Here is a 26,033-nt window from a genome sequence, read left to right on the forward strand (position 1 = left end):
CGGCCGGGGCGTGGGCGTCCGGCCGCCTGGAACCGGAGGCGGCGGCAGGCTTGTCGGGCCGTGCCGCCGTCCGGGGTCTGTCACATCAGTTGCCGTCTGCGGCCCAGCCAGGTCTGGGCGATGACGACGACGGCCAGGAAGGCGCCGCTGACGACCTGTTGGTAGGAGGAGTCCAGGGAGCCGATCTGGTTGATGACGTTCTGGATGACCTTCAGCAGCAGCACCCCCACCAGCGAGCCGCTGACGTAGCCGAGGCCGCCGGTGAGCAGGGTGCCGCCGATGACGACGGCGGAGATGGCCTCCAGCTCCATGCCGGAGCCGAGGATGGTGACCCCGGAGGCCAGCCAGGCGGCGTTCAACGCACCCGCCAGGCCCGCGAGGAGCCCGGACAGGGTGTAGACGAGGATCTTGGTGCGGGCCACCGGGGCGCCCATGAGGGCTGCCGCGTCCTCGTTGCCGCCGACGGCGTACACGTGCTGTCCGAAGCGGGTGCGGCGCAAGGCGACGGCACCGGCGACGAACAGCGCGAGGGTGATCCAGACGGGGTTGCCGAGGCCGAGGGTCTTGCCCTGGCCGAGTTCGGCGAGCACCGAGCCCTTGCCGATGAGGTAGGTGTCGGCGCCCTCGTCGGTCAGTGCCAGCATCAGCCCGCGGGCGCCCAGCATGGCGGCGAGGGTGACGATGAAGGGCGCCAGTCGGGACCGGGCGACGAGCAGGCCGTTGACGGCGCCGATGAGGCCGCAGACCGCGAGCGGGAGCAGCAGCGCCACCAGGGTGCCGTGGCGGGAGCCCCAGGCGGCCAGAACGCCGCCGAGGGCGAAGAGGGAGCCCACGGAGAGGTCGATGCCGCCGGTGATGATGACGAAGGTCATGCCGAGGGCGACGATCGCGAGGAAGGCCGAACTGGTCGCCATGTTGCCGAGGTTGTCGCCGGTGGCGAAGGTGTCGAAGGAGAACGACGCCACGAGGGAGACGAGCATGAGGACGGCCAGGGCTCCGTGCTGCTGGGTCAGTGCGCTCAGCCGCTCGGAGCGGGCGGAGCCCACCGGCTCGGTGGCCTCCTCGGGTTCGTTGCTCGCGGTGGTCACGGGTGCGTCCGTCCCGGTCGTGGTCATCGCTTCCCCCGTCCCCGCGCCGCGTAGACCGCGGCGACGATCACCACGGCCTGCGCGATCTGTGTCCAGGACGGCGGCAGGTCGTGCTTGATGAGCGTGGCGGTCAGGAGCTGGATGAGGACGGCTCCGGCCACGGTTCCGGCGATGTTGACGCGTCCGCCGGTCAGCGGGGTGCCGCCGACCACCACGGCCGTGATCGCGGACAGTTCCATCAGGTTGCCCAGCGAGGTCGGGTCGCTGGCCTGGAGCCTGGCGGTGGCCAGGACGCCCGCGACGGCCGCGAGGAGCGCGCTGACGACGTACACGACGATCAGGACGCGCCGTACGGGCAGGCCGGCGAGTTGGGCGGCGGGGCGGCTGTCGCCGACGGCCAGCAGCTGGCGTCCGAACGTGGTGCGGCGGACGACGAACGCGACCAGCAGCGCGAGCCCGGCGGCGATCAGGATCAGATACGGCACGCCCAGGACGTCGCCCGAGCCCAGGGACGCAAGGGCGGGGTTGCGCAGGTCTTTCAGCTGCGGCAGCAGCACGAGGGCCAGGCCCCGGCCGCCGACCATCAACGCCAATGTGGCGACGATGGGTTGGACGCCGATGACCGCGACCAGCGCGCCGTTGGCCAGCCCGACGCCGGCCGCGAACAGGGCGACGGCGAGGAGGGCGGGCAGCAGGCCGTAGCCGAGGTAGAGGGCGGTGACGGAGGCGGCCAGCGCCATCACGGCGCCGACGGACAGGTCGACGCCCTCCGTGCCGATGACCAGCGCCATGCCGAGGGCGACGATGATGACGGGGGCGACCTGGACGGCCTGGGTGCGGAAGTTCTCCGCGGACAGGAAGTGCGGGGTGATGACGCTGTTGACGACGAGCAGCGCACCCACGCCGGCGTAGACGCCGTAGGTGTGGAGCCATTGCAGGGCGCGGTTCTTGTCGAACGGCAGGGTGCGCAGGGCGGCTTCAGCCATCGGCGGCGTCCTCCTCGCGGGTGTCGCGCGCGGGGGCGTCCCCGGCGATGGCGCGCATCAGCTTCTCCTCGGTGACGTCGCTGCCGGTCAACTCGCCGACGACGGCGCCGTCTTTGAGTACGACCACGCGGTCGGACCCTTCGATCAGTTCCTCCAGGTCGGAGGAGATGAGCAGGACGCCCAGGCCGTCGGCGGCGAGTTCGTCGACGAGTTTCTGCACCTCGGCCTTGGCCCCGACGTCGATGCCCCGGGTGGGTTCGTCGAGGAGGAGCACCTTGGGGTGCATGGCGAGCCAGCGGGCGAGGAGCACCTTCTGCTGGTTGCCGCCGGAGAGTTCGCCCACCTTCTGCTGGGGCGAGGATGCCTTGATGCGCAGCCGTTGGATGAAGGTGTCCACGACGGCGTCGACGCGGGATTCGGAGACCAGGCCGAAGCGGGACAGGCGCGGCAGTACGGCGAGGGCGATGTTCTCGCGCACCGACAGGCCCGGGACGATGCCCTCGCTCTTGCGGTCCTCGGGCAGCAGGCTGATGCCGGCCCGGAGGGCGGCCGGGGTGGATCCCGTGCGCAGCGGCACACCGGCGACCGTGACAGTGCCCGAACGGGTGGGCAGGGCACCGGCGATGGCCTTGGCGGTCTCGGTACGGCCCGATCCGAGCAGCCCGCCCAGTCCGACGACCTCGCCGGGCCGGATGGTCAGCGACACGTCGTGCAGTTGGTGAGGGGCCGTCAGTTCGCGTGCTTCCAGGACCGGTTCGGTGTCGGTGGCGCTGTGCGCGCCGGTGAACTTGGTCAGACCCTCCGTGCGGACCTCTCCCAGGTCCCGGCCGAGCATCGTCGACACGAGGGACAGCCGGTCGAGCCGGGACAGGTCGCCGTGGTGGACGCGCCGGCCGTCGCGCAGCACGGTGACGGTGTCGCACACGGCGTACAGCTCGTCGAGGCGGTGGCTGACGTAGACGACGGCGATGCCCGCGTCGCGCAGCCGGCGGATGACGGTGAAGAGGGTCTCCACCTCGCGGGGTTCGAGGGAGGAGGTCGGCTCGTCCATGATGACGATCCGTGCGTCGGTGGCGACGGCTCGGGCCAGGGCGACCATCTGCTGGGCGCCGACGCCGAGGGTGCGCAGCGGGCGGCGGACGTCCACCCGTACCCCGTAGGTGCGCAGCGTCTCCTCCGCCTGCTGGTTCATGCGTGTCATGTCCAGCAGGCCGAAGCGGTTGCGCGGTTCGCGGCCCAGGAACAGGTTGCGCGCGACGCTGAGCAGCGGGATGAGGTTGACCTCTTGGTAGATGGTCGAGATGCCCGCCTTCTGCGCCTCCAGCGGAGTGGCGAAGGAGACCGCGCGGCCCTGGAAGACGACTTCTCCCCCGTCGGGTCGGTACACGCCAGTGAGGAGTTTGATGAGGGTCGACTTGCCGGCGCCGTTCTCGCCGATCAGGGCGTGGACCTCACCCGCGTGCAGGGTGAGGTCGACGTCGTCCAGGGCCCGGACGCCGGGGAAGGTCTTGCTGAGTCCGCGGACGGCGAGGACTTCGGCGGTGGGTGCCACGTTGTGCCTCCGGAGTGCGTGGAAGGGACAGCGGGAGCCGGCGAGGCGCGCGGGGCCCGGCCGACCGGGCCCCGGGATCCGTCAGTAGGCCTTGCCGAGGTCGCCCTTGGCGTTGTCCGCGGTGTAGGCGCCGTCCTCGATAACGATGTCCTGCGCCACCTTCTCGCCCTTGGTGAAGGTGTCCAGGGTCTGGAAGGCCAGCGGTCCGAAGCGCGGGTTGGACTCGATGACCCCGCTGATCCAGCCGTCCACGATGCCCTGGACCGCGTTCCGGGTGCCGTCGACGGTGACGATCTCGACGTCGCCGGCCTTCTTGCCGGCGCCCTTCAGCGCGGCGACGGCACCGAGGCCCATCTCGTCGTTCTCGGCGTAGATCCCCTTGATGCCGGGTTTGGACTGGATGAGCTGCTCGGTGACCTGCTGGCCCTTCTCGCGGGCGAAGTCGCCGGTCTGCTCGAACACGACCTTGAGGTCCGGTGCCTTCGCGGCGAGCTGGTCCTTGAAGCCCTTGGTGCGCTCGGTGGTGACGTTGTTGCCCGCGGCACCGAGCAGGATCGCGACCTCGCCCTTGCCGCCGGTGGCCTCGATCATCTGGTCGGCGGCGCGCTTGCCCTGCTCGACGAAGTCGGAGGCGATGAAGGAGACGTAGTCCTTGCAGGCGGTGGCGTTGATCTTGCGGTCGATGGTGACGATGGGGACCTTCTTGGCCGCGGCGGCCTGGAGGACCGGGTCCCAGCCGTCGGAGTTCAGCGGCGCGATGACCAGCAGGTCGACGCCCTTGGCGAGCAGGTCCTGCACATCGCTGATCTGCTTGGAGAACTGCGACTGGGCGTTGGCCGTCAGCAGTTTGACGCCCCGTTTCTTCGCCTCGTCCCTGATGGACTGTGTCTCGGCGATGCGGAACGGGTTGGCTGCCTTCTCCGACTGGGAGAAGCCGACGGTGGCGTCCTTGAGGTCGAGCTTCTCGGCGCCGTAGGCATCGATGGTGCAGGTCTTGGCGTCCGGTGCGGGCGAGGCGACCTTCTGTTCCGAGTCCGCGGCGGCCGAGGTGGCGGAGTCGTTCGACGCGTCGTCCTCCGACTTGGCGCAGGAGGTTGCGGTCAGTGCCACCGCCGCGGCCAGTGAGAGAACCACTGGACGGGCGAGGAGGCGACGGCGGTGTGCGGTGCGCTGCATGGTGACCCCGATCCGGGCGACGCTGAAGGGGAACTGGGGAGGTGGTGGGCGAGCTGAGGCCGAGCACAAGTCGAGCAGGAACGTCGAGCAGGTGGCGCTTCTCCCCCGGCGGATTCTGATGTTCGACCCGCCGCACAGAGGTTTTTACATCGTTGGAAGGACGCTGTAAACCCCCTGCGCACGCCCCGGGGCACACCCCTGCGGCCGAACCCTCGACGACCACGGTGACCACAACGGCCGCACCTGATGCGCGCGTTGCAGAGCGCCAGCCTCAACGGCGTTCCAGGACACCGGCGTTGAGGGACGACGTCGCGCCGCAGGCATGTGGCGCGACGGAGACGGCCGTCGGCCTGCCCGTTCATTGCTGATCGCAACGCCCCTGCGTGAGGCTCGCTCTGGGCAGAGAAAGGCCCACCCGGAACATCGCGGACGAGCTACCCGAAGCCCGTCCACGCGCCGCACATCACCCCTTTTGGGCGCCGTCCGGTGCGGCCCGGCCCAGCGTGCTCTCCCGTTCGACCAGGCGGTAGTCCGCCCACACCCGGCGGGGTTCGGGCGGCGTGTCACCGCCCAGGCGGGCCAGCACCGACTCGACCGCGAGCCGGCCGATGGCTCCCTTGTCCGGCGACACGGACGTCAGCGTCACCGCGCCGAACCGTCCCTCGACGACGTCGTCGAAGCCGACGACCGCGATGTCCTCGGGCACACGCAGCCCGCGTTCGTGCAGCACACGCATCGCACCGATGGCCATCGGGTCGTTGTAGGCGAAGACCGCGTCCGGACGCCGGCCCGACTCCAGGATGCGAGCCATGGCAGCCGCCCCGTCCATGTGCCCCCAGCCGTCGGTGGCCGCGACCAGCCCGTCGTCGGCCGGGAGGCCCGCGGCGGACAGCTCCTCACGCCAGCCGCGGATGCGCAGTTGGGCGGGTTCGCTGCGGCCTCGCCGCGCGCCGATGAACGCCACCTCGCGTCGCCCCAGACCGACGAGGTGCCGTACCGCGGCGCGGGCGGCGGCGACGTTGTCGATGGCGATGTGGTCGTACGGCAGGGCGTAGTCCCGTTCGCCGAGGAGCACCAGGGGGACGCTCTCCGCCCGGTCGCGCAGATCCTCGGTCTCCAGCTCGATGGGGCTGAGGATGAGACCGTCGATCACTCGCGCCCGGAAGCCCTGACTGACCAGCACCTCCTGCTCGCGCAGGCCGCCGGTGTGATCCAGCAGCACGATGTAGTCGTGCGCGGAGGCGGCGTCGATGACGGCCGCGGCCAGCTCGGCGAAATAGGGGTTGCCGAGTTCGGGCAGGGCGAGCGCGATGATGCCGGTGCGTCCCTTGCGCAGATGTCGAGCGGTGAGGTTGGGCCGGTAGCCGAGGGCGTCGATCGACTCCTGGACACGCTCCCGCATCGCCGGTGTGACGTGCTCGTAGTTGTTCACCACGTTGGAGACGGTCTTGATCGAGACCCCAGCGTGCGCGGCAACGTCCTTCAGGCTGACCCGCACGGCCTTCCCTTCACCAGCGTCCCGGCCGGGGTGGCCGGTAAGGGTACGGAGTCTTCACCATGAGCCGTGCCAGCGTCCCCGTACATGAGCTTTTACAACGTTATACAGGCGTTATCGCCAGGCTGACAAGGATGACAGCTCGGGCACTGCGAAAGATTGCAGGTGTTTCGGAAATCGGTCAGTGAAGCTGCTGGTCTAATACCCGGATGGAGAACAACCCGGGCGCGGAAGCCTCACTCTCCGACCCATGGCACGCGCACTTCGTCAACCGCGGACACACAGGTGTCCGCCGGATCGGTGCTGGTGTCGAGGGCGTCGTCTACGGGCTGGGCGAGGGCCGTGCGGCCAAGGTGTGGAGCGGTCGGCCGCCGGCCGATCTCGAGCTGACCCGCCGGGTGTACGCGGACATCGCGCGGCAACCGCTGCCGTTCTCCACCCCGGAGATCTTCGACGTCGAGGACCACGAGGGCGTCCTGGTGACGTACGAGCGTGAGCTGCCCGGTGTCTCGCTGAGGGCCGACTCCGCTCACGTGGACTACGAGCGTGAGCTGCCCACGCAGCACAACGAAGCACTCCTCACCGTCCTCCGCGCTCTCGCCACGGTGCCCGGCACCGAAGCCATGCGCCAGTTGAGCGTCCAGGGCGACGACCGTCCGCTGTGGCGAGATCACGACCGCTTCCAGGACGCGCTGGCGGCCCTGGTCGCTCGGGCCTCGGCCCGGCACGGCAGCGCCCTGGCCGTGTACGTGCCGGACTTCGACGCGGGGGTCGAACGGACGCAGAAGGCACTGCGCGCTCTCCCCGACGCCCCGGTGACAGCGATCCACGGCGACCTCGTCCCACCCAACATCCACGTCGACGCGGTCGGCCGGCCCGTCGCCGTGCTCGACTTCGGCTTTTTCACGACCGCAGGGGACCCGGCCTTCGAGGCCGCCGTCACCGCTGCCATCTGGGACATGTACGGGCCGCACGCCGAGGAGCACACCGCGGAACTCACCAGGCTCTTCGCCCATGAGCTCAACTATGCGCCGACGGCCCTCACCGCCTATCAGGCCGCGTACGCGCTCACCACCTACGACCTTTTCGGCCTGGACGACAGCGACGGGCACTTCCGGTGGTGCGCAGGACAGCTGCGCCGCAACGCCGTGTTCAGCGCCTGAACCGGGCGTCCGTCACAGCCACTTGGCCACGCGGACCTTCTCCAGCACAGGTTCGAGCTCGAAGTCATCGAATCGCTGAACGCGTGGGCGGGCTGGGTTAGCCTCCTCTTCCACCACAAACGAACTGGCGTACGCCGAAAGCAACTTCGGGGGATTCCTTGTCGGGACAGCAGCCGGAGCGGGCGGACGACGCGGGTGCCGCGCTGCGGCGGACCGGTGCCACGCCGCTGCGGCCCGGCGACCCGCGACGGGTCGGCCCCTGGGTGCCCGTGGCGCTGCTCGGCAGCGGCGGTATGGGACGGGTCTATCTGGCGCGGCCCGCGCAGGACGACCCCGGTCTGGTCGCGGTCAAGGTGATCAGGCCTGAGTACGCTGAGGACCCCAGATTCCGGCGCCGCTTCGAACGGGAAGCGGCGGTGCACGCCCGACTGCGCATGCCGTACGCGCCTCGGTTGTGCGGCACGGGCTTCGACGACGACCTGCTGTGGATGGCCACCGACTACGTCCCCGGCTTCGACCTGGCCGAGACCGTACGCGAGGACACGCCCCTGCCGACGGACGCCGTCTGGCGACTGGTGGCCGACCTCGGACAGGCTCTGGAAGGGCTCAGCGCCGAAGGCATCGTGCACCGGGACCTCAAGCCGTCCAACGTCCTGCTGTCCGTCCACGGCGCCCACGTGATCGACTTCGGGGTCTCCAAGGCCGCCGACGCCAGTGCGATCACCGGTACGGGCAATCGCGTCGGAACTCCCGCGTACATGTCGCCCGAGCACCTCAAGGAAGGCCGCTCCGACATCCGGTCCGACGTGTTCTCGCTGGCCGGGACCCTGGTCTACGCGGCCACCGGGCGCGCGCCGTTCGGCGACGGCACGGGCGTCGACGTCATGCACCGGGTGGCGTACGAGAACGCGAATCCCGAGGTGCTCGGCGAGATCTCGGCGGCGGACCCGGACCTGGGCCGGTTGCTGACCGCCTGTCTGGCCAAGGAGCCCGCCGAGCGGCCCGCTCCGCAGGAACTGATCGACGCCGCCGCGACGCGTACGACGCCTGCCGCCTGGCCCGAACCGCTGGGCGCCAACCTGCTTGCCCGGCAACAGGCGTACGAGACACTGCGCCGCCTGCCCGTGGCGACCCTGACCAGTCTGTGGTCGCCGGTCGTCCCCGCCTCAGCACGGGTGACCAGCCCTGTTCCAGCCCCTGTGGCGCCGCCGGTGCCGGTCGAACCCGGCCCGGAGACAGCACCGTCGGGGTCGCCGGACCGGGCCGGGGCTTCGTCCTCGCGCGGCAGGAGGGCGTTATGGATCGCCGCCGCATCGCTCTCGGCCTGTGTCCTGGCTGCGGCGGTCTTCTGGAGCGTTCCCGGGGAGTGGTCCGCGACCACCCACGGTCCGGAAGTCGGCGCCCGCTCCGGCGGCGACATCTCGACCGTGCCCGGGGGCCGCTCGTCCACCCCCGGGCCCTCGGGCACCGGCGGGCTGCCCCGCCCGGACGTCGACGGCGCCGTGGCCGAGGACCTCGACAGCGGGACGGAGACGGCCACTTCGCAGCCCGAGGCCCAGCGCTCCGCCGATCCCAACACGGACCCGACTGACGGCGTTCCCTCTCCCACAGCGTCCCCCGCCGACTCCCCCTCCCCCACCACGTCCACCTCCACGGGCACCGCTCCCTGGCTCTCCGAGTGCACCTACTACACCGGCAGCGGACGCACCCGCCTCGGTGACACCGGCAGACGCGTCCAACAGGTGCAGTGCATGCTGACCAAGCGCGGGTACGGCGTCGGAAGCACGGGCGTCGACGGGGAGTTCGGGACCGGCACCCAGACCGCGGTGCAGGCGTTCCAGAGCGACCGGGGCCTGGATGCCGACGGAGTGGTGGCACACAACACCTGGGTCGCCCTGCGCAGCACCGAGTAACACCCTGCGGTCAACGCCGAGTCGATGCCGCGAGTCCCGGTCGTGACCCTCGATGGACGTTAGGCTTCGCCCGCACGGACATGACGGGGGCTGAGTGCATGAAGTCCGAAGGGGTGCCGCGGTGGGCGTCGGCTCTGGACGCGGTGGTGGTCTACGCGCAGGGCGCGCTGTGCAGCCGACTGGCGCGGGGAACGGTTCCGGCCGACGGCCGCGTGCTGGTGACGGGGCTGCCGCGCACGGTGGACCCGGGTTCCGTGCGGGCCCGGGTGACGGGAGACTCCGGTGCACGGGTCACCTCGGTACGCGTCGAGGTGGAGGCCGAGCCCGCCGACGGCGACTCCGCTGACGGGCTGCGGCGGGAGAGGACTCGCCTGGAGGACGCCTGCGCCGCGGCCCGGGGGCGGCGCGAACGGCTCCTGGTCCGGATCAAGGAGATCACCGAGCTCCGCCCGGTTCCGCCGCCGCGCAAGCGCGACGACCCCGATCACCACCGCAGTACCCCTGCCGAGGCGTGGTTGACGCTCGCTGACTTCGTCGACGAGCGGCTGACGCGCCTGCACGAGCGCCTCGCCGAGTCCGAGGAGGAGCTGCGCCGCCTCGAACACGACCTGGCCGTCGCCGCTGACCGCTGCGAGCGCGCTTCCACCGCCGCACCGTCCGGGCAGGTCCTCACCACGGTCTGCGCGGCCGTGACCCTCGACGGCGGAACCGGTGAGGTGGGCCTGGAGATCGAGTACGGCGTCCCGGGCGCGGTGTGGGTGCCGGCGTACCGTCTGACCTGTCGTCAGGGCGACGACAGCGGCACCCTCGTGCTGCGCGCCGGCGTGGCCCAGCGCACCGGTGAGGACTGGACCGGCGTACGGATCGCCCTGGCCACCGCCGACCTGGGACGCGCCGCGGAGCTACCGAGACTCCGTTCGCTGCGGATCGGCCGCCGCCAGCCCGCCCCCGAGCCGTCCGGCTGGCGTGAGCCGCCCGCCGGGCTCGCCGACCTCTTCACGGCGTACGACTCCGCAGGGCCCCGCCCGCGTGCGGCCTCCGCTCCTGTCCCCGTCGGCGCAGCCCCTCGGTCCCCCGGCCCAGAAGGACCCGCCCTCCCGCCCGTTCCCCCCTCCGTGGGCGCGGCCGGTGTTCCCGTCCCGCCCGCCCGCCCGGCGTACGGCGGCATGCCCCCGGCACCCGCGGCCCCTGGCGGGCTCCCGGCACCGGTCGCGTCCGCACAAGCGGCGCAACCGAGGAGGGCCTCCCTCGCCGCCGCGCCCCCGGCGGCCCCCGCGGCCGCGCCGATGGCGCCCCCGGGGATGATGGATCCACCTCCGGCGCCGCCTGCCCCGCCGGTCGGCCCGCCGCAGCCCAGCAGCGCCGAGCTCGACTACGCCGCGCTCGTCCTCAACGGCCCCGAGGAGCCGGGACAGCGCAGGGGAAGGCTGTTCCCCGCCCCGTCGTTCGACGCCGTGGCCGTGGAGCACCGTCGACGGGCCGAGGCAGTGGCCGCGCTGCCCCTGCCCGCGCACGCCGTGCGGCCCCGTGTGTCGGCGGGCTCCTTCGACCATCGCTACGACGCCGTCGCCCGCGTCGACGTTCCCTCGGACGGCACCTGGCACACCGTCACCGTCGGCCGGATCCCGGTCGGTCTGCGGACCGAGTACGTCTGTGTGCCGTCGGTGGAGCAGCGGGTGTACGCGGCTCTGGTGCTGTCCAACGCCACCGACCAGGCGCTCCTGGCCGGTCCCGTCGAGGTCCGGGTGGACGACGACTTCGTGGTGAGTGCCGCGCTGCCCACCCTCGCCCCGGGCGCGGCCCGGCGGATGGGCCTCGGGCCGGCCGAGAGCATCCGGGTCACCCGCCGCACGAGCCTCAAGGAGTCGACGGCCGGGCTGCGCAACAACGTCACCGTGCTCGCCCACGGCGTCCATGTGGAACTGGCCAACACCCTGGGCGAGCCCGTCACCGTCGAAGTCCGCGAACAAGTGCCCACCGCTGCCGAGGCGGACATCCGCATCGAGGAACAGGCCGACTGGACCGTCCCCGAGGACACCGCCTCCGCCGACAACCCCGACCCCGGCACGCGCGTGTGGCGCGTGGACCTGCCCGCCGGAGGCACCGCCACCCGTCGCGGCGGCTACGAGATCCGCATCCCGGCCGCGAAGGCCCTGGTCGGCGGCAACCGCAGGAGCTGACACACCATGTCCACCGACCTCGACCCGATCCCGCTGCCCGTCACCGCCGTCACCTGCCTGGAGGACCGGGCCCAGGTCGAACGCTCCGCCGACCTCGACCTCCGAACCGGCGTGCAGCGGCTGCGACTCGGCCCGATCAGCGCGCTGGCGGTCGACCCGACCCTCCACGCCGAGGTGACCGCCGTCGAAGGGGCGGCGACCGTCCTCGACGCCCGGATCGTCCGCGCCTGGACACCGCGCGGGCCGCTGCCCGGCGCCGACGACTCGACTCTGCGTCTGCGGGTCCACGCCGTCAACGAGGAAAGCTCCGCGCTCGAACGGCAGCGCGACCGGTTGCGTGCCCGCCTCGACCTGCTCTCCCGTCTCGCCGCCGACCTGCTGCGGGAGATCGGCGAAGGGGCCGGTCACGGAGCGACCGACACCGCGCGGTGGACGACCGAACTCGACCGGGTGGACGACGAACATGACGCGCACGGCGAGCACTTGCGTACCGTCGACGCCCGTCTGACAGCCCTCGCCACCGAGCTCCGTCAGGCCGAGCACGCCGTCGAGCTGTCGGAACAGCACCCCGCGGAACTGCTCGGCCACGTCGAGCTGACCCTGGAGGCCGCCACCGCGGGCCCGGCCCGGCTGCGGCTGAGTCACCTCACCGCGTGCGCCCTGTGGCGCCCCACCTACCGGGCCGTGCTCGACGGAGAGCAACTCACCCTGGAGACCGACGCCATGGTCTGGCAGCGCACCGGCGAGGACTGGAGGGACGTACGCCTGACGTTGTCCACGGCCCGCTCGGCGCTCGCCACCGAACCGCCGCGCCTCGTGCCCGACCGGCTGACGCTCACCGACCGCTCCCCCGCCGAGCGGCGCACGGTCGCCGTCGAACTGCGCGAGGAGGAGATCGCCGAACTGGGCCCGGCCCCGGCGCTCGGCCTGCCGGGGGTGGACGACGGCGGCCGTACCCAGATCCTGCGCTCCCCCGCACCCGTCTCCGTCCCCGCCGACGGCCGCGCCCACCGGATCCCGCTGTCCGTGGCCGCCGCGACCGCGCGCAACGAGTACGCCTGCTCACCGGAGTTGTCCCCGCTCGTCACGCACGTCGTGCGCTGCGACAATCCGGCCGGGCACACACTGCTGGCAGGCCCGGTGGACCTGGTCGGGGCGGGCGGCTTCGGCGGCCGTGGCGCGCTGCGCTTCACGGCTCCCGGCGCGCCCCTGGAGCTGGCCTTCGGCAGTCACGACGACTACCGGGTGCTGCGCGAGGTGGAGGAATCCCGTGACTCCTCAGCGCTGCCCCAGCGCACCACCGTCACCCGCACGGTTCGTCTGCACCTCTCCCGCTTCTCCGCACCGGGTGAAGCAGGCGAGCAGACGGTGACCGTACGCGAACGTCTCCCGGTCTCCGAGGTGTCGGCGGTGGAAGTACGGCTGCGCAAGGAAGCCTGTTCCCCCGCTCCGGACACGGTCGACGCCGAGGGCATCGCCCGCTGGGATGTCACCCTGCCCCCGAACGGCCGCCGCACGCTCACTCTCGTCTATGAGATCGCGGCGAGCGGCAAGGTGACCGGGCTCTGAGGAGCTGCGTCGTTCGATTGTGTGGCAGCAGTTCATGGATGTGACGGGATAGCGCTTACGGAAAGAATGTGCCCCTTGTGGCATATGCGGTGTTTCATGCCTTTTGCGATGTCTACTCGTCGGGGGAATCACGCCGGAAGAAGGGTGAGACGAGCATGATCACCAAAGAGCAGATTCCAGCGGTCCTCAACCATCCGATCCTCGACGAAGGCGGCAAGAAGATCGGTGAGGCCAGGCATGTGTTCCTGGACGACGCCACCGGGCGCCCCGAGTGGGCGTCGGTGAAAACCGGCATGTTCGGCACCAGCGAGTCCTTCGTGCCCATCAGCCACGCTTCGGTGGTGGACGGCCACGTCGAGGTCCCCTACTCCAAGACCAAGGTGAAGGACGCACCTCATGTCGACGTGGACGCCGGCGGCCATCTGTCGGCGACCGAGGAACACCGGCTCTACGAGTACTACGGCATGAGCTGGGACGAGTCCTGGGCACGCGCCAACGATCCCGGCGAGAGCGGCTGGGCGCACGGTGGGGCCGCGGGCGCCGCGGGCACGGGCGCCGACCCGACAGGCCGGACCACCACCGGCACGGGCAGCGCCGCCCTCGCGGGGAACGACCGTGCGGGCTACCAGGACGACGCCCTCACACGCTCCGAGGAAGAGCTGCACGTGGGTGTCGAGCGACGTGAGACGGGCCGGGCCCGCCTGCGCAAGTACGTCGTGACCGAGGAGCAGGAGCGCACCGTTCCGCTGCGGCACGAGGAAGTACGCGTCGAGCGCGAGCCCATCACCGAGGCCGACCGCGACGCCGCCCTGCGAGAGTCGGAGATCGGCGAGGCCGAACAAGAGGTCGTGCTGCACGAGGAGAGGCCGGTCATGGAGACCGAGGTCGTGCCCAAGGAGCGCGTCCGCCTCACCACGGAGGAGTACACCGAGGAGGAGACCGTGCGCGGGCAGGTGCGCAAGGAGCGCATCGACGGTGACGCCGAAATCATCGACGACACCGACGAGCCGGGCTACGGCCGCTAGGGCAAGGCCTGACCCACGTAGACGGACACCGCGCGTCGCCGGTACCCCCGGCGACGCGTGCCTCGGCGCCCCAGCGCCCCGCTCTTCGTCATGCAGGACGGGTCGCCGGGGTGCTCAGGGTGTGAGTTCCGGGGCCGACGGTGACGGATGGGGAGTCGGGCAGGTCGATGACGGCCTCGGTGCCGGGAGGGAGGGTGGCTCGCAGGGTGAGCCGGCCGTCGTGCAGGTGCCAGTTGACGGTTGCCAGGCCGTAGGGTTGCGGTGCTCGGCGTGGGCCCAGGTGAGATGGCCGCCGGGCCGCGGGCGGATGTGAAACCCGCGAGACCCAGGGGTTCGACCAGTTCTTCCACCGCCTCGACCCCGATGAACCAGACCCCCTCCCCACTAAATAGAACAGCCCGCCTCATGGTGAGCTGCTCGCGCGTGGGGATGGAGTCCCGTCGGCCGCTCAGCGGGCGTCGAGCGCGTCCTGGACGGTTTGCATGAACTGCTTCGGGCTCATGCCCCCGCCCACCAGACTTGCCGCGTTGGTCTGGGACACGGTGGTGGCCTTGGTGCTGAACAGGGCTTCGAACCACAGCACGCTCTGCTCGGAGGCGCTGATGGTGGAGCGGACCTGGGTGGTGACCTCATTGGCGTCCTTCACCTCACTGTTCACTTTGAAGCCGGAGATCGCACCATGCTTCTGAAGTGCCGTAGCGCCGTAGTGCTCGGCGATACAGGTCACCCAGGCGCTGGTCTTCCGGTCGAAGGACTTGGCGTCGAAGGCGACGCCGAGGCCGACGTTCGACGGATACTGGTCGATGGATCCCCTGCCGCCCGCCACGGCCGGGAAGGCCATGAAACCGACGTTCTCGACGCCGACCTCGTTCTGCTTCTCGTCGGAGATGTTCGCCAGCGCCCAGCTGCCCATGTAGAGCATGGCGGCCTTGCCGGTCAGGAACTGGTTCACCGCGGTGTCGTAGTCGATGGACCCGACGCCCTTGCCGAAGTAGCCCTTCTTCCCCAGGGCAGCCACCTCCTCGGCAGCCTTCACATACTCCGGGTCGGTCAGCTTCGCACCGCCGTCGGCCACGTCCTCAAGAGCGTAGGGGCCGAGGCTGCGGTACAGGTAGCCACTGATCATCCGCGTCAACGGCCAACCCGCCTGCCCCGACGCTGAGAACGGCTGGACACCTCGCCCCTCCAGCTTCGCCGCGGCCGACACCAACTCCTCCCACGTGCCCGGCACATCCAGTCCGTGTTCAGCGAAGATCTCCTTGTTGTAGAAGATCCCCTCGATGTTGTACTCGTACGGCAGCACCTCCAGCTTGCCGCCGTACAGCGCCTCGATCGTGGAGACGGCGGCCGGCTCCAAGTCGCTGAGGGCTTTGAGGCTGAGCTGGTGCTCCAGGTCCGCGACCTGGCCGGAATCTGCCAACTGCTGGGTCAGAGAAGGGGCGTTGCCTGCCGCGAACTGCGCCGGCAGCGCGTTCTGTCCGGCCAGCAGTTGCAGTTTCTGATCGAGGCTCGCCTGCGGCACGGTCTCGACCTTCAGTGGTAGGGCGTCGTTCGCCGCCTTGCACACGCCTTCGGACAGCGTGGTCAGCGTGTTCTGCACGGTGGTGTTCTCGGTGACGCTCAGGTAGCTGAAGAACTCCGGTGCGGGCGAGGAACTGCCGCCGCAGGCGGTGGCGAGCAGCGCCAGCGAGGTGGTCCCCGCGGTGATCAGGTTCAGCCGCGTACGCGACGTGCGAAGGGGCACTGAGGACTCCCAGGTGATGGTGCGGCGGCAAGCGGAGTGGCGGTCGGACAAAGGCCTGCGCGTCACGTCGTTGGAGGAACGACGTGACGCGCAGGGCGTGGTCAGCTCAGGGTGAGGACGCGCTGCGCGGTGATGTTGCGTGAGCTTCGGGCGGTCGCGAAGGTGTAGGAGCCCGGTACCAGGCTCCATTTCCCGGACTGCCAGACCGTCAGGTTGTCTGCGGGGATGGTGAGGGTCAGGCGCGTTGACTGCGTCGGCTTGAGTGTGACCTTGGCGAAGGCCACCAGGCGGCGGGGCTCGGCCGCGGCGGCGGCAGGCAGGGTGGCGTAGATCTGGACGACTTCACTGCCTTTTCGTCCACCGGTGTTGGTGACGGTCACCCCGAGATTGACCTGCCTGGTCTTCGAGTTGAATGAGGCTTCGATGGCTCCGTGGGCGAAGGAGGTGTACGACAGACCGTGCCCGAACGGGAATCGGGGCTGCTGCGCCTTGGTGTCGTAGAAGCGGTATCCGACGGCGATGCCTTCGTCGAACGAGACCGTGCCCTGTGTGCCGGGGTAGGTGGTGGGAGCGGTGCCCGGTCCTTGGGAGGCGTCTGCGGGGAAGGTGACGGGGAGGCGGCCGGAGGGGTCGCAGTCGCCGAACAGGATGGCGGCGAGGGCCGTGCCCATGCCACGGCCCGTGTACCACGCCTGTAGGACGGCTTCGACGTCGTTGGCCCACGGGGTGGCCACGGGTCCGTCGGTGTTGAGGACGACGATCGTGCGGGGGTTGGCTGCCGCCACGGCGGTGATGAGCTGGTTCTGGTCGCCCGGCAGGTCGAGTTGCTGGTGGTCCATGTCCTCACCGGCGACGCGGTTGACGAACACGACGGCGGAATCTGCTGCCTTGGCCGCAGTCACGGCAGCGGGTATGAGGGAGTCGGGTTGCCAGCCGAGCGTGAGGCCACAGGTGCCTGTGTCGGCGGTGGCGTTGGTGTAGGTCAGTTCGATCGTGACGGTGGTGCCGGCGGTCAACTGGGCTGTGCCCTGCAAGGGGTAGTCGTACGGACCGAGGAAGAAGCGGCGGCTGTGTCGTGTGCCCGTGACGACGGTGGCGCCGTTGATCTTGAGGGTGGCGGTGCCGGCCGGGAGGAGAGAGAAGCGGTGCAGGCCGGACGTGGTCGGTGTGAGGGTGCCGGTCCATTGCGCCGACCAGACGGCGGGGAGGTCTGATACCGGAGCGGCGGTGAAGTCGATGGTGGTGTCGGACCTGGTGACGAGCGGGGTTGTGGTGGTGTCGGTGCCCGCGTAGTAGCGCCCGGTCAGGCCGGGCTCGCCCGAGGTGTCGAGAAGTGCGGAGGACGGCACCGTGGTCAGGGGGACATCGCCCTTGGTGCCTTGTGCGTGGGTGACCTTGGTGGTGGCGCCGGCTCGGGAGCGGATGGCCTGTAGTGGCGTGGTCCAGGTGCCGGGGTCGACGTAGGTGGAGCCTGCTACGCCGGTGAAGGCGTCCGTGTCGGCCGGGCCGATGACGGCCAGCGTCTTCAGGGAGGCGGGCAGGGGAAGGGCCTTGGCGGGGTTCGTGAGCAGGACCGTGGCCGCTACGGCTGCTTCGTGGGCGAGGCTCCGGTGCGCCTGAGTGCTGACGTCGGCGGCGGGGGTGGGCACCGGGTTGTCGAAGAGGCCGCCGGCGAACATCGTGATGAGGATGCGGCGGGCCGCATCGGAAAGCCGTGCGTCGGGGATGGCGCCGTCGGTGAGTGATCCTGCGGGGATCTTCACGCCGGCGGGTCCGAGGCCGGCCAGGTCCATTCCGGCTCGGGCGGCGGCCACTTGGTCGTCACCGGCCCAGAAGTCGGGGACGGTGTAACCCTGCAGGCCGATGCCCTTCTTCAAGTCGTCGAAGAGCGCGGGGTTCTGGGTCGCGAAGGTTCCGTTGATCTTGGGGTAGGCCATCATGACCGATGTGGTGGGGGCGGCGGCGACCACTCGGCGGAAGGGCGCCTGGTAGATCTCGTACAGGGCGCGGTCGGCGATCCTGGTGTCGGTGAAGAAGCGGTTGGTTTCCTGGGTGTAGCCGGCGAAGTGCTTGACCGTGGCGGCGACGTTCTGGCTCTGCATGCCGACAGTGACGGCTGCGCCTATGACTCCGGCGAGCAGGGGGTCCTCCCCCATGCCCTCTGACTGACGGCCGAAGTGCCAGGTTCTGGCCAGGTCCACGGTCGGCCCGAGGAGGTTGTTGTAGCCCTTGGCTCGGCCTTCGGCACCGATGGCGCGGCCGATGCGGGTGGCCAAGCCCTCGTCGAAGGACGCCGCTTGGGCAACGGGTACCGGGAAGGCGGTCACACCCTGTTCGCCTCGGAGTCCGGCGGATGCGTCGACCATGACCAGAGCAGGTATCCCCAGATGTGCGACGGCGTCGAAGTCGCAGCGTACGAGCGCCTCCTTCTCGGCGGCGGTCATGCGGGCGAGCAGCGCATCCGCCCTGTCCTGTGCAGCGGGGGTGTCAGCGGCAGCCGCCTGGCCGCTGGCGACCGGGGCCATACTCATCGCCAGTGCGGTGAAGGTGGCGGTTGAGAGAAAAGATCGTCTGTTCACTACGGCTCTCCGAACGGGGGTGGCGGCCGATCGACGGGCCGCTTCGGGAGGGGGCCGGCCGAAGAGTCAGGTCTTCGGCCGGCCCCGTCTGAGGGGTGCCGCCAGGCGATGCCGGAGGGTTACCTGGCAGCAATTCTTCAGAAAAGGCTCTGAGGTTGGCTTAATTCCCCGGGAGGGAATTCACCCAACGAGGCTGAAAACTATGGCCGGTTTCCATGGCCCGTCAACCCTCCGGCAACGATATTTTCGAAACCCGAAATTGAAACAGTAATTGAAATTTTCAATGCACCGGAAATGAGTCCATGGCGGGCAGAAAAACGCGAGGCCCGGCGCGTGATACGCGCCGGGCCTCGGCAATATTCTCTGCTGCCTGTTGGTTGTCAGGCTGCTTTCTCTATTGACATTGACGCGGAAAGAAGGTGCTCGCCTGCTTCGAGGGCGATCGGCGCGCGTCCAGGCAGCTCTGCCGTGCCCTGGCAGCCCTCGGGTACGACGATGCGGGCTGTCAGTTCGGAGCCGGCGAGCTCCCAGGCGAGGGACGCGGTGCCGTACGGGGTGTCATGGCGGGCGCGGGCCCACGTGATGCCGCCGCCCGGGCGCGGGCGGAAACTGATGCGGCGGTAGCCCGGTGACGCGGCGGTGATGCCGCCGACGACGCGGTGCAGCCAGTCCGCGACAGCGCCCAGGGCGTAGTGGTTGAAGGAGGTCATCCCGCCGGGGTTCAACGTGCCGTCCGGGCGGAGGCTGTCCCAGCGTTCCCAGATGGTCGTGGCCCCCATCTCGACGGTGTAGAGCCAGGACGGGCATTCGGTCTGCTGCAGTAGCCGGTAGGCGATGTCGAGATGCCCGGTGTCGGTCAGGGCATCGCAGATCAGGGGGGTGCCGACGAAGCCGGTGGCGATGCGGGCGTCGTCGGCCAGGACGAGTTCCGCCAGACGGTCGCCTGCCGCTCGCTGATGCTGGTCGGTGAGCAGACGGAAGGCGATGGCCAGGGCGTAGGCGGTGGGACTGTCGCTGGTCATACGGCCGTTGGGCAGGACGTATCGACGGCGGAAGGCATCGGTGATCTCGTCGGCCAGGGTGTTGTACCGCGCGGCGTCGGCGGCATTGTCCAGTTCGGCCGCCGACAGGGCGAGATGACGCGCGGAGTGGGCGAAGTAGGCGGTTGCGACGAGGTACCGGTCGGTGCGGCCGGCTGCCGGGTCGTCCGGGGGTGCGGCGGGGTCGAGCCAGTCTCCGAGCTGGAAGCCCGTGTCCCAGAGCCGGCTGGGGCCGGCGAGGCGTTCCACGAGGTCCACCCAGGCTTTGGCCATCGGGTAGGGGTGGCGCAGGAGTTCGAGGTCGCCGAAGCGCTGGTACAGCGTCCAGGGGGTGAGGGTGGCGACGTCTCCCCAGGCGGCTCCCGGGTGTATCGGCGTCCACATCGGCTCGCCCGGGATGACCGGCACGTACCAGGGGACGGTGCCGTCGGGCAGTTGCTCGAGCGCCACGTCCTGGAGCCAGGAGTGGAGCATGCCGGCGCAGTCGTACAGATAGCTGGCGGTGGGGGTGAAGACCTGGATGTCGCCGGTCCAGCCCAGGCGTTCGTCTCGCTGTGGGCAGTCGGTGGGGATGTCGACGAAGTTGCCGCGCATGCTCCACACCACGTTCTCGTGCAGCCGGTTGACCAGGGGGCTGCTGCATTCGAACCAGCCGGTGCGCCGCATGTCGGTGTGGTACACACGGGCGGTGACCGCTTCGGCGGACAACTGGCCGGGCCAGCCGGTCACTTCGGCATAGCGGAAGCCGTGCAGGGTGAAGCGTGGTTCCCAGGCGAGGGGGCCGTGACCGGAGAGGATGAGGGTGTCGGTGGCCCAGGCTTCGCGTAGCGGCCGGGTGGCCAGTTCGCCGTCCTGGAGCACTTCGGCGTGCCTGAGGGTGATGACGGTCCCGGCGGGGCCGTCGACGTGCAGGCGGAGTCTGCCCACGAGGTTCTGGCCGAAGTCGAGGAGGTGGCGGCCGTCGCCGGTGGGCGTGATGGCGATGGGAGCGACTTGCTGGGTGCAACGCACGGCTGGTCCGTCGGGGGCGACGAGGGTCGCGGGGTCGCGTCGGCCGGTCCGTACAGGCGTCCAGTCGCGGGGCATCGAAGGCGCGGGAGTGGCCCAGTTCGGGTCGTGAAGGCGGGCGTCGAAGGCCTCGCCTTCGTACAGGCCGCTGCTCACGATGGGGCCCGGCGCCGCCGTCCAGCTGCGGTCGGTGGCGATGACGAGGGTGGTGCCGTCGTCGTAGGTCACCTCGAGCTGCGCGATGAGGCTCTGGTCGGTGCCGTAGATGTTGCGGGTGCCTCCGTCGAATCCGTACTTACCGCGGTACCAGCCGTCAGCGAGCCAGGCCCCGAGGGTGTTGGCGCCCTGGGTGAGGTGCTCGGTGACGTCGTGCGTGCGATAGCGCAGGCGCTTGGGGTAGACGGTCCATCCCGGGGCGAGCGCTTCGTCTCCTACGGGTCGGCCGTTGATCTCGACTTCGTAGAGGCCGTGCGCCGACACGTACAGGCGGGCACGCGTGGGTGTGCGGTCCAGGCGGAAGTCCTTGCGGACCTGTGCCGGGCGGCGTTCGGCTTGCGGGTCCTCCTCCCAGCCGGCGCCCACGGGCACGGCGCGCCAGTCGGCGGGCGTGAGGAGACCGGCTTCGACGGCACGTGCTTCACTCCACGCGGAGGGGGCGTCACTGTCGGCCGTCCAGACGCGCACGCGCACGGTCGCGCGCTCACGTGAGGCCAACGGTTCGTCGGGCCAAGCCACCAGTATCTGGTCGGTGCCGTCCAGTCGGCCGGTGCGACGGGTGGTGCCGTTGCGGCCGGTTTCCAGTTCGTAGGCCACCTGGTGGCCGGCGCCGGACGGCAACGCCCAGGACAGGCGGGGGGAGGCGATACCGATGCCGAGGCCGTCCGGAAGGTGCTCGAAGGACACCGGAGAGGGCTGAGGGGGGAACAAAGGGGGGACCTTTCGTGCACGAGCGGGAGCGAAGGCGGTGAGGGTTGAATGCGGCCCTTTACCGCTAACCTTTGACCGCTCCCGAAGTGAGGCCCTTCATGACCTTCTGGTTGAGGAAGAGATAGATCAGGAGGGTGCCGAAGACGTTGATGCAAATGGCTGCGAAGAGCGGTCCGTACTGGGTGGCACCGAAATCGCCGGTGAAGTTGAGCAGACCGACCTGAATGGTGCGCAGGTCCTGGCTGTTGGTGAAGGTCAGCGCAATGAGCAGGTCGTTCCAGATGAAGAAGAACTGCACCAGACCGACGGTGAGAATAGCGTTGCGCACCATGGGCACGCTGATGGTCCAGAAGGCGCGCAGAATTCCCGCGCCGTCGATGGTGGCGGCCTCGAAAAGCTCGCGGGGGACGGTCTTGTAGTAGGTGGCCATCATGAACACCGTGAGCGGCAGGCCGGTGCCGGTGTAGGTCAGGATCAGGGGCCACAGGGTGCCGGACAGACCGGTCTGGAAGTAGACGGTGAACAGCGGCAGCAGGATCATCTGGGCCGGGACCATCATGCCGGCGAGGAAGATGAGCAGGGCGAGGCTGCGTCCCTTCCACACCATGATCTGCAGGGCGAAACCGGCTGCCGTTCCGAGCAGGAGGATCAGGGCCAGAGCGGGAAGGACGGCCAGAAGGCTGTTCTGGATGTAGAGGCCGATGTTTCCCGTGGTCCACGCCTCGGTGTAGTTGCCCCACTCCCAGGTGGTGGGCAGGCTCCAGGTGGAGTGGTTGAGGTAGTCGTCGTTGGACTTCACCGACGTCAGGAACATCCACACGAGCGGATAGATCTCGACGACCAGCAGCAGGGTGACGACGGCCTTCACCCACAGGCGGCCGCCGCGGCGGCTGGCGGGGGAACGGGTGCCGGTGGGCTTACGGGCCGGGCCGGTGGCGGCGGTCTTCGCGGTTGTGTCGATGGCCATGGCGTTCAGCCCTCCGTGAGGTCGCGCCGCGAGATGCGGAAGACGACCAGGCTCACCATCAGGCACACCACGGTCAGCAGCAGCGCGATGGTGCTGCCATAGCCGTAGTCGCTGTAGGTGAACGACGTCTGGAACATGTACAGGGTCAGGGGCGTGGTGGCGTTGCCCGGGCCTCCGTTGGTGAGCGCCACGATGGAGTCGAACACCTTCAAGGTGCCGTTGATGCTGAAGATGAGTGAGGACATCAGCACCGGGAACGACATGGGCAGCACGATGTGGCGGACCAGCCGCAGGCCGGTGGCGCCGTCCAGGCGTGCGGACTCCAGGACCTCTTCGGGGATGTCGACCAGTCCGGCGAACAGCAGGACGGCGTAGAAGCCCATGGAGCGCCAGATGTCCATGACGACCAGTACCCAGAAGGCGTGTCCGGCGCTGCCGAACCAGTCGACGGAGTCCAGTCCGACCGCGTTCAGCAGGGAGTTGACGGGGCCGGTCTGGGGGGCGACCTGGAAGAACTTCTGGAACAGCAGCCCCACGGCGACGGTGGGCAGCACCACGGGGAAGAACACCAGGGTGCGGATCAGTGCCGAGGCGCGCTTGAGGAAGAAGACGTAGAGCAGGGCCAGCAGATAGCCGGCGATCACCTGGCCGGCGGTCACGACGAGCGCGTACTTGAGGGTGAACCACAGGGCTTCGCGCACCGCCGGGTCGTGCACGAGGCGGGTGAAGTTGGCGACGCCGTTGCCGGTGAAGCCGTCGATGGTGTTGCCCTTGGTGAAGGAGTACCCGAGTGACCACACCATCGGGACGAGCATGATCAGTGAATAGACGAGAAGGGCGGGACCGAGCAGGAGGGCGATGGCCCTGCGGTCACCGAGTACGCGGTGCATGAGTGGTGTCCACTTCGTTTTGTTGAAGAGGCCTTGACGGGGACCGGGGGCGGCTCGCGCGGGTGCGGGGCGGTGCGAGGAGGCCGGTGAGCCGCCCCTGGTCGGTCACTGGGCCGTCAGGGCGTCCTGAACGGTCTGCATGAACTGCTTGGCGCTCATGCTGCCGCTGACCAGCGAGGCGGCGTTGGTCTGGCTGACCGTGGTGGCCTTGGTGCTGAACAGGGCCTCGAACCACAGGACGTTCTGCTGGGAGGAGCTGATGGTGTCGCGGACCTGAGTGGTGACCTCGTTGGCGTCCTTGACCTCGGTGTTGACCTTGAAGCCGGAGATGGTGCCGTTGTCCTTCAGGGCGGTGGCACCGTAGTTCTTGGCGATGCAGGAGACCCAGTCACCGGTCTTGCTGTCGAAGGACTTGGAGCTGAGGGTGATACCCAGGCCGACGTTGGAGGGGTACTGGTCGATGGATCCCTTGCCGCCGGAGACCGCGGGGAAGGGCATGAAACCGACGTTGTCGGCGCCTACCTTGTTCTGCTTGGCGTCGGCGATGTTCGCCAGGGCCCAGCTACCCATGTAGAGCATGCCTGCCTTGCCGGAGAGGAACTCGTTCATCGCGGTGTCGTAGTCGATGGACCCGACGCCCTTGCCGAAGTAGCCCTTCTTGCCCAGCGCGGCGACTTCCTCGGCGGCTTTGACGTACTCGGGGTCGGTCAGCTTCGCCTTGCCGTCCGCCACCTTCTGCAGGGCGTCCGGACCGAGACTGCGGTAGAGGTATCCGCTGATCAGGCGAGTCAGCGGCCAGCCCTGCTGACCGGAGGCGGCGAACGGCTGCACGCCCTTGGCCTCGAGCTTGGCGGAGGCGGCGACCAGTTCGTCCCAGGTTCCTGGCACCTTCAGGCCGTTGGCCTCGAAGAGCTTCTTGTTGTAGAAGATTCCCTCGATGTTGTACTCGTAGGGCAGCACTTCGAGCTTGCCGCCGTAAAGGGCCTTGATGGTGGAGACGGCCCCCGGCTCCAGCTGGTCGAGGACCCCGAGGCTCGTGAGCTCCTTCTCCAGGTCGGCGACCTTCCCGGACTTCGCGAGCTGCTGGGTCAGTGCGGGGGCGTTGCCCGCCGCGAACTGCACGGGCAGGGCGTTCTGCCCGGCGAGCAACTGCAGCTTCTGGTCCAGGCTCGCCTGCGGGACGGTCTCCACCTTCAGCGGCAGCGCGTCGTCGGCCGACTTGCACGCACCCTTGGCCAGGGTGCCGAGTGCCGTCTTGACCGTGGTGTTCTCCGTGACGCTCAGGTAGCTGAAGTTCTCGGGCGCGGCCGTGGAGGCCCCGCCGCTGCCGCCGCAGGCGGTCGCGAGGAGCACGAGGGAGGCGGAGCCGGCCGTGAACAGACTCAGTCGCGCATGGCGGGCACGGGGCGTAGGTACAGACACAGAGGACTCCCATGGATCTTGGAGAGGAGGAGGCGAGGTGTGAGCTTGAGGGGGCTGGGCGGCTCTTGGCCCGGCCGGGTGAGCGGCGCGACGAGAACAGTGTTAAACGTTCTCTACGGCGAGTGGGCAACACCCTGCACTCCGGCCGGGAATCCGTCAAGACACGACCCTGTAACGTAGAAGGAACAGGGCTAAGGCTTGACGGCACCCCTGGGTCATCATGTAAATCGTTTACCTCAACCAGAGGAGCGGAGCACCGACGATGGACCGCGATGCTGCATCCAGCCCGAAACGGCGTGTGACCATTACCGACGTCGCCCAGTACGTCGGTGTGTCCACCGCCACCGTTTCCAAGGCACTGCGCAACGCCTACGGCGTCAGCCCAGCCGTGCGGGAGAAGGTCGCCGCCGCCGTGTCCGAGCTCGGCTATCGCCCCCATGCCGCGGCCCGCGGCATGCGCGGCCGCACGTACACCGTGGGAGTCCTGCTGGACAATGTCCGCAACGCCTTCTTCGCCGACATCCTGGACGGCATCCGCGACGAACTGCGCGACAGCGCGTACACCGTGCTGATCGGAGCGGCCGGCTTCGACCCCGAGGAGCAGGAGAAGACCATCCGCTCGCTGGTGGACCGGCAGATGGACGGCCTGATCCTCATCGCACCGGGAACAACCAGGGACGAGGTGCTCACCACGGCCGCCACCACACCGACCGTCGTCATCGGCCATCACGACACCACCGACACCCACGATTCGGTCGTCGACGCAGACGACCTCGGTGCCGCGCTCGTCGTCGACCACCTGGTGTCCCTCGGCCACCGCGACATCGCCCTCGTCGCGGCCCCCGGCACCAAGACCAACGACTGGCAGCGCACCCCTGAGATCGTCCTTCGGGAGGGCTATCTGCGCGCCATGCAGCGCCACGGCCTCGCCGAGCGCGCGCAGGTGCACCACGCCGCGTATTCCGACGAGGGCGGCTTCAAAGCAGGCATGACCCTGCTGACCGCCGAGCGGCGACCCACCGCCGTGATGACCGGCGCGGACGTGGCCGCCCTGGGCATCTACCGAGCGGCCCATGAACTGGGCCTGCGCATCCCGGACGACGTCTCCCTGGTCGGGTACAACAACACCGCGCTGGCCGCCCTGGCCCCCGTCCAGCTCACCAGCGTCGACCAGGCCGGCCACACCATGGGCTCCACCGCCGCCCGGATGCTCATCGAACGAGTGGAAGGCCGACGCAGCAGAGCCATGCAGACCGCCATGACCCCGCGCCTCGTGGTGCGGGGCACCACCAGCGGGCCCGGCCGCTGA

The 26,033-nt window shown here is 69.6% G+C and carries 18 protein-coding genes; 6 read left to right on the plus strand and 12 right to left on the minus strand.

Translation table 11 applies throughout. From position 1 onward, the window contains the following. Window positions 1-80: 80 nt before the first annotated feature. From OG885_RS01840 to OG885_RS01860, 5 genes are all read right to left on the minus strand, one after another. Complete coding sequence (locus OG885_RS01840; protein ID WP_405724833.1) at window positions 81-1,115, minus strand: ABC transporter permease; 1,035 nt, start codon at window positions 1,113-1,115, stop codon at window positions 81-83. Beyond that, window positions 1,112-2,074 (minus strand): ABC transporter permease, encoded by a 963-nt coding sequence (locus OG885_RS01845; RefSeq protein ID WP_405724836.1) that lies wholly within the window; start codon window positions 2,072-2,074, stop codon window positions 1,112-1,114. The genes OG885_RS01840 and OG885_RS01845 overlap by 4 nt, the downstream gene beginning before the upstream one ends. Next, window positions 2,067-3,626, minus strand: a complete 1,560-nt coding sequence (locus tag OG885_RS01850; RefSeq protein WP_405724839.1) for a sugar ABC transporter ATP-binding protein — start codon at window positions 3,624-3,626, stop codon at window positions 2,067-2,069. Before OG885_RS01850 ends, OG885_RS01845 begins: the two co-directional genes overlap by 8 nt. 81 nt (window positions 3,627-3,707) lie before the next feature. Beyond that, window positions 3,708-4,802 carry an ABC transporter substrate-binding protein gene (locus OG885_RS01855; RefSeq protein WP_405724842.1) on the minus strand — a complete coding sequence of 365 codons (1,095 nt, stop codon included), beginning with the start codon at window positions 4,800-4,802 and terminating at the stop codon, window positions 3,708-3,710. A 463-nt stretch (window positions 4,803-5,265) separates the two neighbouring features. After that, a complete protein-coding gene (locus OG885_RS01860) occupies window positions 5,266-6,300 on the minus strand; it encodes a LacI family DNA-binding transcriptional regulator (RefSeq protein WP_405724845.1) in 1,035 nt (344 codons plus the stop codon). 206 nt (window positions 6,301-6,506) lie between these two features. Here OG885_RS01860 and OG885_RS01865 point away from each other — a divergent pair, with 206 nt between their 5' ends. From OG885_RS01865 to OG885_RS01885, 5 genes are all read left to right on the plus strand, one after another. After that, a complete protein-coding gene (locus OG885_RS01865) occupies window positions 6,507-7,460 on the plus strand; it encodes a phosphotransferase family protein (protein WP_405724848.1) in 954 nt (317 codons plus the stop codon). Between the two features lie 158 nt (window positions 7,461-7,618). Beyond that, window positions 7,619-9,373: a protein kinase domain-containing protein gene (locus OG885_RS01870; RefSeq protein ID WP_405724851.1), complete on the plus strand. Its 1,755-nt coding sequence runs from the start codon at window positions 7,619-7,621 to the stop codon at window positions 9,371-9,373. Window positions 9,374-9,471: 98 nt separating this feature from the next. Further along, complete coding sequence (locus OG885_RS01875) at window positions 9,472-11,553, plus strand: DUF4139 domain-containing protein (protein ID WP_405724854.1); 2,082 nt, start codon at window positions 9,472-9,474, stop codon at window positions 11,551-11,553. Window positions 11,554-11,559: 6 nt separating this feature from the next. Then, window positions 11,560-13,122, plus strand: a complete 1,563-nt coding sequence (locus OG885_RS01880; protein WP_405724857.1) for a mucoidy inhibitor MuiA family protein — start codon at window positions 11,560-11,562, stop codon at window positions 13,120-13,122. A 155-nt stretch (window positions 13,123-13,277) separates the two neighbouring features. Continuing rightward, window positions 13,278-14,147, plus strand: a complete 870-nt coding sequence (locus OG885_RS01885; protein ID WP_405724860.1) for a PRC and DUF2382 domain-containing protein — start codon at window positions 13,278-13,280, stop codon at window positions 14,145-14,147. Between the two features lie 88 nt (window positions 14,148-14,235). Here OG885_RS01885 and OG885_RS01890 read toward each other — a convergent pair whose 3' ends face one another. The 7 genes from OG885_RS01890 to OG885_RS01920 form a co-directional block, all read right to left on the minus strand. Then, a complete protein-coding gene (locus OG885_RS01890) occupies window positions 14,236-14,532 on the minus strand; it encodes an alpha-L-rhamnosidase C-terminal domain-containing protein (protein WP_405724863.1) in 297 nt (98 codons plus the stop codon). A 63-nt stretch (window positions 14,533-14,595) separates the two neighbouring features. After that, the gene (locus OG885_RS01895) at window positions 14,596-15,891 is read right to left on the minus strand and encodes an ABC transporter substrate-binding protein (RefSeq protein ID WP_405724866.1); all 1,296 of its coding nucleotides are present in this window, start codon (window positions 15,889-15,891) and stop codon (window positions 14,596-14,598) included. A gap of 101 nt (window positions 15,892-15,992) precedes the next feature. Beyond that, complete coding sequence (locus tag OG885_RS01900; protein ID WP_405724869.1) at window positions 15,993-18,422, minus strand: glycoside hydrolase family 3 protein; 2,430 nt, start codon at window positions 18,420-18,422, stop codon at window positions 15,993-15,995. A gap of 428 nt (window positions 18,423-18,850) precedes the next feature. Continuing rightward, window positions 18,851-21,421: a family 78 glycoside hydrolase catalytic domain gene (locus tag OG885_RS01905; protein WP_405724872.1), complete on the minus strand. Its 2,571-nt coding sequence runs from the start codon at window positions 21,419-21,421 to the stop codon at window positions 18,851-18,853. An 88-nt stretch (window positions 21,422-21,509) separates the two neighbouring features. Next, entirely contained in the window at window positions 21,510-22,412 is a 903-nt protein-coding gene (locus OG885_RS01910; protein WP_405724875.1) for a carbohydrate ABC transporter permease, read from the minus strand. 5 nt (window positions 22,413-22,417) lie between these two features. Next, window positions 22,418-23,302 carry a carbohydrate ABC transporter permease gene (locus OG885_RS01915; protein ID WP_405724878.1) on the minus strand — a complete coding sequence of 295 codons (885 nt, stop codon included), beginning with the start codon at window positions 23,300-23,302 and terminating at the stop codon, window positions 22,418-22,420. A gap of 105 nt (window positions 23,303-23,407) precedes the next feature. Next, on the minus strand, window positions 23,408-24,724 hold the full coding sequence (locus tag OG885_RS01920) for an ABC transporter substrate-binding protein (RefSeq protein ID WP_405724881.1): 1,317 nt from the start codon (window positions 24,722-24,724) through the stop codon (window positions 23,408-23,410). 298 nt (window positions 24,725-25,022) lie between these two features. Here OG885_RS01920 and OG885_RS01925 point away from each other — a divergent pair, with 298 nt between their 5' ends. Then, window positions 25,023-26,033, plus strand: coding sequence for a LacI family DNA-binding transcriptional regulator (locus tag OG885_RS01925; protein WP_405724884.1), 1,011 nt, complete (start codon window positions 25,023-25,025; stop codon window positions 26,031-26,033).

Source organism: Streptomyces sp. NBC_00028, assembly GCF_045041065.1.
In the GTDB taxonomy this organism is placed as follows: Bacteria; Actinomycetota; Actinomycetes; order Streptomycetales; family Streptomycetaceae; genus Streptomyces.